The sequence below is a fragment of the Gilliamella sp. B14384G12 genome (genome assembly GCF_016101825.1).
GTDB lineage: Bacteria > Pseudomonadota > Gammaproteobacteria > Enterobacterales > Orbaceae > Gilliamella > Gilliamella apicola_N.
Map to the genome: position 1 here is coordinate 125727 of NZ_JACFPU010000004.1, position 13116 is coordinate 138842.

Consider the following 13116-nt stretch of genomic DNA (forward strand, 5'->3'; position numbering starts at 1 on the left):
GTATATTGATTTACTCATTATTAACATTGATAAGCTGATCATAAAAAACCTATTTGTTAACAACTAAAATAGCCAGAGTTCAATTATGACGATCGGAACCACTTCATTGGAAGTAACCAAATTCAGTAACAGTACATTACAAAACCCACGAGCGGATAAAGTAGCTATCGAAAAACCCGTTGCCTTAGTTTATAACGGAATTTCGCATGTTGTTATGATGGCAACACCTAAAGATCTTGATTATTTTGCTATTGGTTTTTCATTAACTGAAAACATAATTGAATCAGTTAATGATATTTATGGCATTGATATCGTTGAAAGATCGCAAGGAATTGAAGTTAATATTGAATTATCATCAAGACGTTTTGCTCAATTAAAAGAAAAACGTCGTAATTTAACTGGCAGAACAGGATGCGGAATTTGTGGTACTGAGCAAATTGAGCAAGTTTGTCAAAGTATTTCACCGCTTCAAATAAACGATACAATAGAATTATCCAATTTTAGAGACTCTCTTTCATACTTAACTCAAGTTCAATTGGTTGGCAAACAAACTGGCTGTACCCATGCTGCTGTTTGGCTTGATTTGAATGGGCAATTTTTAGCTGGCTTTGAAGATATCGGTAGGCATGTTGCATTAGATAAATTACTCGGTTATCGAGCAAAACAGCAACAATTGAGTAATCGAGAACAGAAAGGCGTTATTCTAGTTTCTAGCCGCGCCAGCTACGAAATGGTTCAAAAAACAGCTATCTGTGGAATTGAAATTCTTTTGGCTGTTTCTGCCGCAACATCTATGGCCATTGATAACGCCAAACAAAATAACTTAACGTTGATTGGTTTTTTTCGAGGTGATAAAGGGGTTATTTATTCCGATTGCGGGCGTATTTTGGGATGAGATTAAATTTAATCAGAACTAAGCGTTATCAAATAACCATACGATACTGAAAAAGTATTTTTTACATATTATCAATGTGATGCATTCCAAAATAGCACATTAAAAAATAATAAAACTATTTTTATCCCATAATTAAATGAAAGATAAATTAATAAGCATCTTTCTTTATTCCATGAAGATCAGCATAATATACAACTATGAATAACAAATACTTTGTTTTTCTTGTAGATTTTTAGGTGATCTTTTTTTTATAAATGAAAAATAGGGTTATTTATATCGATTATTCTCTATTATTGAATAGTATGATATTTATAACTCTGTTTCTCAAAACTAACAATAATTGTTAGTTTTGAGACATCTAAGTCTTTTGTGATTATGTTTAATCACCAATTTTTTTGTTTTTTTCGATAATTTGAAAGGGTACAGTCATGCATCAAACATCTGATATACAGCAAGCAGTTAATTTTATTCAACAACATACCGATAAAAAACCAACGATTGGGATTATTCTTGGTTCAGGTTTAGGCCCTTTTGCCGATACGCTTGAAGATGCGGTTCACATTCCTTATGACACAATTCCTCATTTTGCGAAATCTGCCGCAGTTGGACATGCTAACGAATTAGTCATTGGTCAAAGTGGCGATAAAACTGTAATCGCGATGAAAGGCCGTTTTCACTATTATGAAGGTTTTACATTAGATCAGGTTACTTTTCCTGTTCGTGTAATGAAAATGCTCGGCGTTGAAAAACTGATTATTACTAATGCTTGTGGTGCTGTGAATACGAGTTTTAAACCAGGCGATTTGATGCTCATCACTGATCATATTAATCTAACAGCTAATAACCCATTAATTGGACCAAATAATCCAGAACTTGGCGTTCGCTTTTTAGATGTAAGCGAAGTTTATAATAAACAATTACGTAAAATCGTGTCTGATGTAGCAAACGAACTAAATATTACACTACAACAAGGTGTTTATGCATGGTGGACAGGACCGACCTATGAAACGCCGGCCGAAGTGAGAATGATTCGAGTTTTAGGGGCGGATGCAGTGGGTATGTCAACAGTACCGGAAGCAATCATTGCTCATCATTCAGGTATTAAAACCATTGGTATCTCTTGTTTAACTAACATGGCATGCGGCATATTAGATCAACCTTTAGGTCACGAAGAAGTAATTGAAACAGCAGAGCGTGTTAAATCAACATTTTTACAGCTAATCACTAAAACAATAGCGCGTTTTTAATCAATACTTTTTATTATTTATTATTTGATATAAAAAGTTCACATTATTTTAGGGATAAATAATGAACATTAAAAATAGATTGAAAATAATGATGTTTTTCCAATATTTTATTTGGGGAAGCTGGTTAGTGACTTTCGGCGGTTATCTGTTCAACACGTTGCACTTTTCAGGCGCCGAAGTAGGAATGATTTTTAGTACAAAAGGTTTAGCCGCATTAATAATGCCATGTATTATTGGCATTATTGCAGACAAATTTTTACAACCTAAATATTTGTATATGCTTTGCCATTGCATTTGTGCTATTGCTCTGTTTTATGCTGCATCAGTCAATAATTCGATAATGCTATTTTGGGTGATGTTATGTAATGCATTTGCTTTTATGCCAACCATTGCATTATCAAATTCAATCAGTTACCACTGTCTGGATGAGGAAAAATTAGATACCGTCGCTGTTTTTCCTAAAATTAGGGTATTTGGTACTATTGGTTTTATTGTTGCAATGTGGATGATTAGCTTACTGAAATTTGAATTGAGCAACGCTCAGCTTTATGTAGCGAGCGCGGCATCAGTTTTGCTAGCGGTGTATAGCACCACGTTACCTAACATTAACATGAATAAATCACAGCAACAATCTTGGAGTTCCCGTTTAGGCTTAGATGCATTTGTGCTATTTAAGAATCCCACTATGGTTGTTTTTTTTCTATTTGCGATGTTACTTGGCGCAATCTTGCAAATCACTAATACATTTGGTGGTGCATTTTTACATGATTTTGGTAAAATTCCAGAGTTTAAAAATAGCTTAATTGTACAGTATCCAGCAATTTTGTTATCTGTTTCACAAATGGCAGAAGTGGCATTTATTTTGACCATTCCATTCTTTCTTAAGAAATTTGGCATCAAAAAAGTCATTATGATAAGCTTAATTGCTTGGACACTCAGATTCGGTCTGTTTGCTTTTGGTGATCCAACACCATTTGGTTTTGTACTGTTAATGCTGTCGATGATTGTGTATGGCTGTGCCTTTGACTTCTTCAATATTTCGGGTTCTATTTTTATCGAAAAAGAAGTAAGCCCGAATATTCGAGCGAGTGCACAAGGATTATATATGACCATGGTGAATGGCATTGGTGCTTATTTAGGGTCAATATTGAGTGGTTTTGTTGTTGACATGTGCACGCATGACGGTGTTAAAGATTGGCAAACAATTTGGATCATTTTTGCATCTTATGCACTGGTATTAGGAGTAGTTTTTTATTTTACATTTAACTACCGCCACAGTAAGTTAGAGCCTGTTGTGCAATAATTTACTGGTCAAAATTACTGGTCAAACTAATGAGCTAAACCTAATAACGTTCATTCAGTTCTGATTCGTTTAGTATTCTTTATACTAATTATTAAATAATTTAAGAGTCACAGGGGATATCCCCTGTGAGCTCTAATTGTGTGTGTTAAATAAAATATTTTGTTAGAGTAATGAGATTTAAATATGAAAGAAAAATTTTTGGGTGGTTTATTAGTTTTTTTAGGAGCATGTAGCTTTGGAGTGCTCTCATCTATTGTAAAAACCGCTTATAAAGATGGCTACACACTTGGTGAAGTGACGGGTGTTCAATGCTTTTTAGGTATGCTAATGTTGTGGTTGATTCATTTTCTGGTTAAAACACTAAATAAATCTAAACCTGATTTAACCCCAAAACCTCAATTAACTAAAAAATGGAAAGCGTGTGCCGTTGGTATTTTTCCAGGGTTAGTGGGCATTTGTTATTATCAATGTGTACAATTAGTTCCCGCTTCAATTGCTATTATCTTATTGATGCAATATCTTTGGATTAGTATCATTATTGATTATGTTATCTTTAAAAATAAACCAACTAACATTCAAATTTTAACCGTAGTAGCAATTATTTTTGGTAGCTGTTTGGCTGCGGGTATTTTTAATGAAGACATTAAATTGAATTTAACTGGTTGTCTGTTTGGTTTTTTAGCTGCATTGATGTACTCATTATTCATCACAACCAGTAGTAATATTGGTAATGATTTACCGAAATTAGAAAAAAGTGCATTGATGATAACAGGCGCTTGCATTGTGACATTTTTAATTTTTCCGCCTATGTTTTTCTTTAAACTCGATATCAGTGATAAACTTTATCAGTTAGGCTTTTTATTAGCTTTGTTCGGTACCGTTTTGCCACCATTTTTATTTGCAGTGGGCATGCCTAAAATAGGGATTTCATTAAGTGCAATACTATCAGCAGCAGAATTACCCGTGGCGGTTACCTGTTCTTATCTTTATCTAAAAGAGTTAGTGTTTTTTAACCAATGGATGGGCGTCATAATTATTCTATTGGCCATTGCACTATCAAATTTAAAACATTTAAAAAAATAATAGGAATTTATGAATGAGTGCGGTTAACTTCCGCACCTTTAGTAAAGGTGAGTATATTAATTAATCTAATGTTTTGATAAAAAAGTCTTACATATAACTTTTTAACCATTTAATAAATAAATCAGCTTTAGGATTATATCGCTCTTTTGGTGTACAGATATAATAATGTTGAGAGCACTTTACTTCCATTCCCTCAAATGGAGTAATTAGTAAGCCTGATTCGAGGTAATTTTTAATGACTTGCTTTCTTCCTATCGCAATACCAGCATGATTTATTGCAGCTATTGCAGCCAAATCGGAACGATCAAAACATATATTTTGCATTTCGTTAAAATCATAAGATAAGGAAAAATGTTTTGCCCAACTTTCCCATTCATCAAAACTTGAATCATATCCCCATGCTTGAGTGTCATGCAGTATGAAGCATTTCGATAAATTCTCAATTTTGTTACATAAATCATTTTGTTGTGCATAATAAGGACTACAAACGGGAATAATGGTTTCATTTAATAAATGTTCACAGGTTAAATCATCATAAGTCAGATCATCATAATAAATGGCTAGATCAACCCGATGGCGACTGAAATTGATAATTTCATTACCCGAAACAATGTTTAACGATATATAAGGATAGTGCCTAGCAAATAGTGATAATTTTGGAATTAACCAATTTTGAGCAAAAGAAGGTCTTGAAAAGATAGTCAAAGTGCCAAAAGCTTCTTGATTTTTAATTTCCAATATTTCTTGATTTAAAATATTTAGAGACTTTTTGACTACTTTAAATAAGTTCATACCTTCATGAGTCAAGGCTATTCGTCGATGATAGCGCTGAAATAATTTAAATGAAAGTTCATCTTCCAGTTTATTAATTTGATGACTTACTGCACTTGGACTAATGCAAAGTTCTTCAGCTGCTAATGCAAATGATAAATGACAAGCGAGCGACTGACTCAAATGTGTGCAGCTTCGAGAGCTGATAACAATTAATAACATGATTTTTATTTAAAAATCTATTTTCATCATACATAATAATTCTCCTTTACTAACTCATTACTATACTATTTCATGTGCAAACATTTCAAAGCTTACGCTTCTAAATAATTATTTACACGAAATTTATTGAAATATTAGCATTTTTTGATTTTAATCACACTTATAGATGAATTTAATTCAAGTTAAAACCATTATTGATCATTTGTCAAATTATCACCAAAAACTTCTAATAAAGCTAGCAATTAATGAAAAAGAATGGAGGGTAATATGGATTCGCAGTTGTGGATTATTAGTGTGTTAATCACCAGTATTATCCTTATAGTAATCTCGATCATAAAATTTAAACTTCATCCTTTTTTAGCGTTATTACTTGCCAGCTTTTATGTGGGTGCGTTAATGAAAATGCCACCACTAAAAATGATTGCAGCGATCGAAGACGGTATTGGTAGTACATTAGGTTTTTTAGCTGCGGTAATTGGTTTAGGCACTATTCTTGGCAAAATGATGGAAATTTCAGGTGCTGCCGAACGCATAGGGCTGACATTACAAAAATGTCGATGGTTATCACCACAAGTTATTATGGTGCTAGTAGGTCTGATTTGTGGTATTACCCTATTTGTCGAAGTAGGTGTTGTTTTATTAATTCCATTAGCTTTTTCAATTGCTAAAAAAACTCAAACTTCTCTTTTAATGCTAGCTATTCCGCTCTGTACGGCACTAATGGCCGTTCATTGTATTGTTCCACCTCATCCTGCTGCACTGTTTGTAACAAATGCGTTGGGTGCTGATGTTGGAACTGTAATCGTTTACGGATTAGGTATCGGATTATTAGCATCATTAATTGGTGGACCTATCTTTTTAAAATGCATTAACAATAAAATCCCTTTTAAGACCGTACCTGAAGAGTTTTCAGATATGAAAGTGAGAACGGAAGAAGAACTTCCTTCTTTAGGTACCACATTATTCACAATATTACTGCCGATTGTTTTGATGCTAATAAAAACAGTAGCCGTCTTTGCTATGGATAAAAATAGTTTTAGTTACTCAATGTTAGAATTTTTCGGTAATCCTATTACAGCAATGTTTATTGGAGCGTTTGTTGCTTACTATATGTTGGGCATTCGACGCAATATGGTTATGTCCATTCTGTTATTTAAGACAGAGGAGTGCTTTTCCTCCATTGCAAATATTTTATTAATCATTGGTGCAGGTGGAGCATTTAACGGTATTTTAAAAAATAGTGGATTAAGTGATGGTTTAGCTGGCATTTTTTCCCATTTAGATATGCATCCAATTTTATTGGCATGGTTAGTGGCAATCATTTTACATGCAGCGGTAGGATCGGCAACAGTCGCAATGATGGGTGCAACAGCTATCGTTTCACCAATGTTACCTCGTTACCCTGACGTAAGTCCAGAAATCATCACATTAGCCATCGGTTCGGGAGCTATTGGATGCACAATTGTTACCGATTCTTTATTTTGGTTAGTTAAGCAATATTGTGGCGCAACATTAAATGAAATATTTAACTACTATACATCAGCCACCTTTATTGCATCATTAGTCGCATTAGCAGGTACTTTTTTACTATCTTATATTATTTAAAATATATTACAGGAATAAATTATGATCCCTAAAGATGTTGAAAAGTTAATACAAAAATATCCTTTAGTCGCTAATTTAATACAACTAAAAGAAACAGCTTGGTTTAACCCAAATATAACGAGCTTGACAGATGGATTATCTTATGTAACACTGACTAAGCAAGATGTTAAGGATGCAAGTAATCGATTAGCAAGATTTGCGCCTTACTTATGTAAAGCATTTCCCGAAACAGCAGTAACGAAAGGAATAATTGAGTCCGAGGTTGTTGCGATTCCCAATATGAAAGCGGTTCTTGAAAACCGTTATCAACACAAGTTCACAGGAAGTCTGTTCCTCAAGAAAGATAGCCATTTACCAATTTCCGGTTCCATAAAAGCTCGCGGTGGTGTGTATGAAGTACTGACCCACGCAGAAAAGCTAGCTATTGAAAATGGCTTATTAACCGAAAAGGATGACTACACCAAAATATTTTCTGACAGATTCACCCAATTTTTTAGTCGATATAGTATTGCAGTAGGTTCAACAGGTAACTTAGGCCTATCTATTGGTATTATGAGTGCCAAATTAGGTTTTAAAGTTAATGTTCACATGTCTAGTGATGCTCGCGAATGGAAAAAACAGAAATTACGTTCACACGGTGTAAATGTTATCGAATACCAACAAGACTATAGTGTTGCCGTTGAAAAAGGTCGCAAAGCTGCGGCGTCTGATCCTAATTGCTTTTTTATCGATGATGAAAACTCAAAAACCTTATTTTTAGGTTATGCAGTGGCTGGCGAACGCCTTAAAAAACAGTTTACTGAAATGAACATAAAAGTGGATAAACAACATCCATTGTTTGTTTACCTTCCTTGCGGAGTGGGTGGTGGACCGGGAGGTGTTGCTTTTGGATTAAAACTTGCGTTTGGTGATGATGTACACTGTATTTTCGCAGAACCAACTCATTCACCTTGTATGTTTTTAGGTGTTTACACTGGATTACATGACCATATTTCTGTTCAAGATATTGGTCTTGATAATATCACCGCTGCTGACGGTTTAGCCGTAGGCAGACCTTCTGGATTTGTAGGACGAGCAATGGAAAGATTAATTGATGGTTATTACACCATTAATGATCAAGAGATGTACGATTTACTCGGTTTATTAAATCAACAACAACAAATTCAATTAGAACCCTCAGCTTTAGCGGGAATGCTTGGTTTATTACATGTTGAAAAAAATTCAACATATTTAGAAAGAATTAATGTTTCATCAGAAATTTTAACAAATGCGACACACTTAGTCTGGGCAACAGGTGGTGGCATGGTTCCAAAGGAGGAAATGGGAAAATATCTTAGCCTATCAAAAATATAAAATGCATTAATATTATAAATGGTCAATTTTATGGTGATTTATTTTTTCAAAATTAGAACATCATGAAAGTTAATAAGGAATTGGAATTAGAACTTGGCAGTTTTAGTTTATTTTTATACTAAAACATTACATTGACATCTTTACAACATAGTAACAATCGTTTTTTTAATTGTCCTATACATTGTTATATTATTGTCCTGAATAAAAAGGAAGTTATAGAATGAAGACACATAAAAAACCATTATTTACCCTAGTACAGAGCAGTGAATCAATACCTGAAACAAATACATTAAGTTTTCTAGACTCTAAATTAAATTATCCTGATAGTATTAATGAAATTATTGCATTGCGCATTAAAGAGCTTAAATTACATCATGGTGAATATAAAGATAAGGAATTCAACTGTAAACACCATAATGATAGCAATAAAGAATTTCGTTTTATATTTGGTGAAAATTTTGAATCAGAACATCATAAAAAACAAATTGGTATTTTAAAAGATGAATTAGCATTAGCTAAAGAATCAAATAAAGTCAAACAATTACTTGGTAGTCGTTTAAAACAAATGGCAAAAATTTACCCTTGTGTTGAGATCGATCTAAATAATATTAATGTGATACCGACAAAAATCAAAGAACACCTTTTTGCTCCGCCACTCATATTAACGGATGATAATGCCATTATGCTTTGGGATGATTAATCAGTTAATCTTAAATAATATAAAAAAATCTACAGCGGTTATGCTGTAGATTTTATTTATATCGTTTTGTTAATCTAATCAATAATTTTATATGTTCAACTTTTTTATCCACATTAACCCTAAGGATAAGTAAACAAAAGAAGTATTATTTATGAAGATAAAAGGTCAGTTCTAAGAAGACAAATAAAGCAGACAAGCATTCTAACAAATATAAATCAAAAGTTTACCGCATTTTGTCGGTAAACTTTTTAATAAAGAGATTTTATTTCTATAAACTATTTCGATAGTTTAACTCAACTGTTGAAAGCACTTTCACCATGAGTGTTAATATCAAGGCCTTCTCGTTCATGTTCTTCACTAACGCGTAAACCAACACAAATATCCGCAATTTTATAAGCCACAAAAGCGATAACAGATGTCCAAATAACACAGGTAATCACACTCATTAGTTGGATTCCAACTTGAGTCGTCATGCCTATTCCATCGGCATAGCCTACTCCACCTAATGATTTTGAAGCAAAGATACCCGTCAATAAGCAACCAACGATACCACAGACCCCATGTACTCCAAATACGTCACAAGTATCATCAATTTTTAAGATTCTTTTTAGTGAAGAGACGCCCCAAACACCCGCAAAACCACAAATAAGACCAATTAGCATTGCGCCCCCTACCCCGACAAATCCTGCTGCAGGTGTGATTCCAACTAATCCAGCTATTACACCTGATGCGGCCCCTAAACATGACGGTTTTCCTCGTAAAACCCATTCGGCAAATGACCAAGATAAAACCGCTGCTGCTGTTGCTGCAACAGTGTTAATAAACGCTAATCCAGCAATTTCATCAGCATGGGTTGAAGAGCCTGCATTAAATCCAAACCAACCAATGTAAAGAATTGCCGCGCCAAGATAAACATAAGGAAGATTAAATGGTTTTAATGGCTCACGATTATAACCGATTCGATTTTTAAGTAGATAAGCACCCATCAAACCAGCAACCGCAGCGTTAATATGAACAACCGTGCCACCAGCAAAATCTAAAGCACCTTCATCACCTAAAATACCACCACCCCATACCATATGGGCCATTGGTATGTATGAGAACGTAAACCATAACACCATAAAGATGAGTACAGCAGAAAAGCGTATTCTTTCAGCAAAAGCACCCAGTATTAAACAGCATGTAATACAAGCAAAGGATCCTTGAAACGCAACCCAAATGAGTTCATAAATGGAGCCATTAACATCCGTTATATCAATACCAACTAAAAGCAAATGTTCGAAATCACCAAAAAACCAGTTTCCCTCACCAAAAGTAAGCGTGTAACCATAAACGATCCATAACACAGAAATCAGTGAAAAAGTAACTAATACTTGTGATAACATAGATAACACGTTTTTAGATCGTAATAAACCACCATAGAATAATGCAATACCAGGAATAGACATAAATAGTACTAATGCAGTACAAATCATCATAAAACCATTATCCGCATTATCCGCGTGTTCTAGAACAACATCTGCAAAGGCGTACGAAGGAAAAATAAGACACAATGGTAAAATACATTTCTTCAACATAATAATATCCTTAATTATGATTACAAAGCTGATTCATCCGTTTCACCGGTACGAATACGAACGACATGCTCAAGTGAAGTTACAAAAATCTTACCATCACCAATTTTGCCAGTATAAGCAGCTTTAGAAATAGTACTAATAACTTCATCAAGTTGTTCATCATTGATTGCTAAATCTATTTTCACTTTTGGTAAAAAATTAACGTTGTATTCTGCTCCGCGGTAGAGTTCTGCGTGCCCTTTTTGTCGCCCGAAACCTTTAACTTCAGTAACGGTTAATCCAGTGATCCCTATATTTGATAATGACTCTCTGACTTCTTCTAACTTGAAAGGCTTAATAATTACTGTGACTAATTTCATTAATTTTTCCTCACGAATATGGTATAAGATGAAATATGCAAACTCTGTGCCACAAAACTATATTTACGCAATCCTATATCTTGCTTTTAAAATTCATATAAAAATTATTAAAACTGCAAAATCGATTTGTTTTTGTTGTCATTGAATAGGCTTACAATAAGTTACAAATGTTCTTTTATTCGAAGTTTTATGCAATGAAGGACGCTTTAATTTCTATGCTATTTAATTAAAATGCTGGATAATTAAAATGCTGGATAATTAAAATACAATTTAATTAACCTACGAAATATTTAAATTAGTAAGCAATTTATCAGTTGCATTGTGTTGAAAATTATCCGAATTGATATTAATTGAGCTGGAGTTATTATTAATATACAAATGTTGATGTGTTAATTTATTCTCTATTAAAATTCTAATTAACAGAAATAGATGTATTATTTTATTATGCACAACGATAGTGCTTATGCTTCTATTTGGTGCTCTATCCGATAAAATGATAATAGGATTAAAAAGTTACCATCAATTTACGGTATTCATCATAAGCAAAGTGATCAGTCATACCGCTAATGTAATCTTGCAACAATCGACAACGGTAATAAAATTCCCAATAGGCAAATTTGGGATCTTTTTTTCCAATCAAGTTCGTTGCCTGTAGATAAGCATCACAATGTTTGGCAGAGAGTTTATGATAAAGTCTGGTTTCAATTGGGTATTGATGATGATTGTTTTCTTCAGCAAGTTTAAAAAATTCATTAGTCGGCATGTTTAGCAACGGACTGTAAATATCTAATAATCCACTGATAATACGATAACCTTGCAATTCTATATTTTCTACCGATTCATGATTAAAAACATGTTCGACACCCACTCTTTTAAATATTTTTAATAATTGATATTCGGCGCCATGATCTTCCAATAATGCATGATTAAACGAACCATGATAGATGTCTTCAATATTTTCAACAAAGCGTTCAGCAGCATGGTAAACAAGTTTACTAATGGTATTCACTCGTAGATACATAAAAAATTGCCCAATAGCAATTGAGTTAAATTTTTTTTGCTCCAGATTAACGTATGGACGTTTTACTACTTTGTCAAATAAATCACCCTCTTTAATATTCCCCCAAGCTTTTTCTAAATAGTGATAGAGTTGTTGAACCGTAAAGAGTTTCTTTTCTACTGCATCTTCAAGATCCGCTATACAGTAAGAGATATCGTCCGCAGCTTCCATAATATAAGTGAGTGGATAACGATGAAATGGCTGAATTTCCAGTTGGTTAGATAATTTTTTTATAAATGGTTCTTCAGACAAATAATAACCAGGTTTTTTCATTAAATAAGAAAACTCTGTAGGTATATCTTCTTTAGGCAAATAAGCAGGTTTAGTGTATTTTAATATTGAGGCGACTTGTGAATAAGTGAGATTTAATCTTTGGATACTATGTACTAACCTTATGGCTTGAGCATTACCTTCAAAGTTGGATAAATCACGACGAATTTTAATTTTTAGTTCTTTAATCGTCTCATCATCCGACTCTTGGGGTTGAAGTACGGAATATTTTGGTTGAACATCCACACCTAACTGTTTAACAAACCAGTGATTTATTGCTTTTTCACCAAAATGGCCAAATGGCGGATTGCCAATATCATGCATTAAGCAAGCCATTTCAACTAAACTTTCAATCGAGGTAATAATATTATCAAACCCATAGGTTTTAAGTTTTTTTGATTTGCTTAGTCGATGGATGATTTCTTTAACAATATATCGACCGACTTGTTGAACTTCCATTGAGTGAGTAAGACGAGTTCTAACAACAGAGTTTCTTTCTAGAGGAAAGACTTGTGTTTTTTGTTGCAAACGTCTTATCGCAGCGGAATTGATTATTCTTCCTCGATCACTCTCAAACTGGCGAACGATTGAATAGGGATCAGTTAAAACCTCGTATGCTTTACTTGCATCACGTTGATAATTGATTTTTTTTGAAAAGTCTACCATATTCA

The 13116-nt window shown here is 33.6% G+C and carries 10 protein-coding genes and 1 pseudogene; 7 read left to right on the forward strand and 4 right to left on the reverse strand.

Annotation, left to right across the window (positions count from 1 at the left end; genetic code table 11):
• Positions 1 to 85: 85 nt before the first annotated feature.
• From fdhD to H3S73_RS06390, 4 genes are all read left to right on the forward strand, one after another.
• The gene (gene fdhD / locus H3S73_RS06375; RefSeq protein WP_198236161.1) at positions 86 to 895 is read left to right on the forward strand and encodes a formate dehydrogenase accessory sulfurtransferase FdhD; all 810 of its coding nucleotides are present in this window, start codon (positions 86 to 88) and stop codon (positions 893 to 895) included.
• A gap of 428 nt (positions 896 to 1323) precedes the next feature.
• Positions 1324 to 2142 carry a purine-nucleoside phosphorylase gene (locus H3S73_RS06380; RefSeq protein ID WP_039128454.1) on the forward strand — a complete coding sequence of 273 codons (819 nt, stop codon included), beginning with the start codon at positions 1324 to 1326 and terminating at the stop codon, positions 2140 to 2142.
• 61 nt (positions 2143 to 2203) lie between these two features.
• The gene (locus H3S73_RS06385) at positions 2204 to 3445 is read left to right on the forward strand and encodes a nucleoside permease (protein WP_198236162.1); all 1242 of its coding nucleotides are present in this window, start codon (positions 2204 to 2206) and stop codon (positions 3443 to 3445) included.
• A gap of 183 nt (positions 3446 to 3628) precedes the next feature.
• Entirely contained in the window at positions 3629 to 4528 is a 900-nt protein-coding gene (locus H3S73_RS06390; RefSeq protein WP_198236163.1) for a DMT family transporter, read from the forward strand.
• Between the two features lie 87 nt (positions 4529 to 4615).
• Here H3S73_RS06390 and dsdC read toward each other — a convergent pair.
• Positions 4616 to 5555: pseudogene (gene dsdC, locus H3S73_RS06395) on the reverse strand (DNA-binding transcriptional regulator DsdC).
• Positions 5556 to 5788: 233 nt separating this feature from the next.
• Between dsdC and dsdX the strand changes: the two are divergent.
• The 3 genes from dsdX to H3S73_RS06410 all read left to right on the forward strand — a co-directional run bounded on the left by dsdX (position 5789) and on the right by H3S73_RS06410 (position 9179).
• A complete protein-coding gene (dsdX, locus tag H3S73_RS06400) occupies positions 5789 to 7126 on the forward strand; it encodes a D-serine transporter DsdX (RefSeq protein ID WP_198228815.1) in 1338 nt (445 codons plus the stop codon).
• 21 nt (positions 7127 to 7147) lie between these two features.
• Complete coding sequence (dsdA, locus tag H3S73_RS06405; protein ID WP_198228814.1) at positions 7148 to 8479, forward strand: D-serine ammonia-lyase; 1332 nt, start codon at positions 7148 to 7150, stop codon at positions 8477 to 8479.
• A 220-nt stretch (positions 8480 to 8699) separates the two neighbouring features.
• A complete protein-coding gene (locus tag H3S73_RS06410) occupies positions 8700 to 9179 on the forward strand; it encodes a hypothetical protein (RefSeq protein WP_039128532.1) in 480 nt (159 codons plus the stop codon).
• A gap of 293 nt (positions 9180 to 9472) precedes the next feature.
• On the opposite strand, the gene amtB is transcribed toward H3S73_RS06410, so the two are convergent.
• The 3 genes from amtB to dgt all read right to left on the reverse strand — a co-directional run bounded on the left by amtB (position 9473) and on the right by dgt (position 13111).
• Positions 9473 to 10756 carry an ammonium transporter AmtB gene (gene amtB, locus H3S73_RS06415; RefSeq protein ID WP_198236164.1) on the reverse strand — a complete coding sequence of 428 codons (1284 nt, stop codon included), beginning with the start codon at positions 10754 to 10756 and terminating at the stop codon, positions 9473 to 9475.
• Positions 10757 to 10776: 20 nt separating this feature from the next.
• Complete coding sequence (gene glnK / locus H3S73_RS06420; protein WP_025315005.1) at positions 10777 to 11115, reverse strand: P-II family nitrogen regulator; 339 nt, start codon at positions 11113 to 11115, stop codon at positions 10777 to 10779.
• 505 nt (positions 11116 to 11620) lie between these two features.
• Positions 11621 to 13111, reverse strand: coding sequence for a dGTPase (gene dgt, locus H3S73_RS06425; RefSeq protein ID WP_198228812.1), 1491 nt, complete (start codon positions 13109 to 13111; stop codon positions 11621 to 11623).
• Positions 13112 to 13116: the final 5 nt, after the last annotated feature.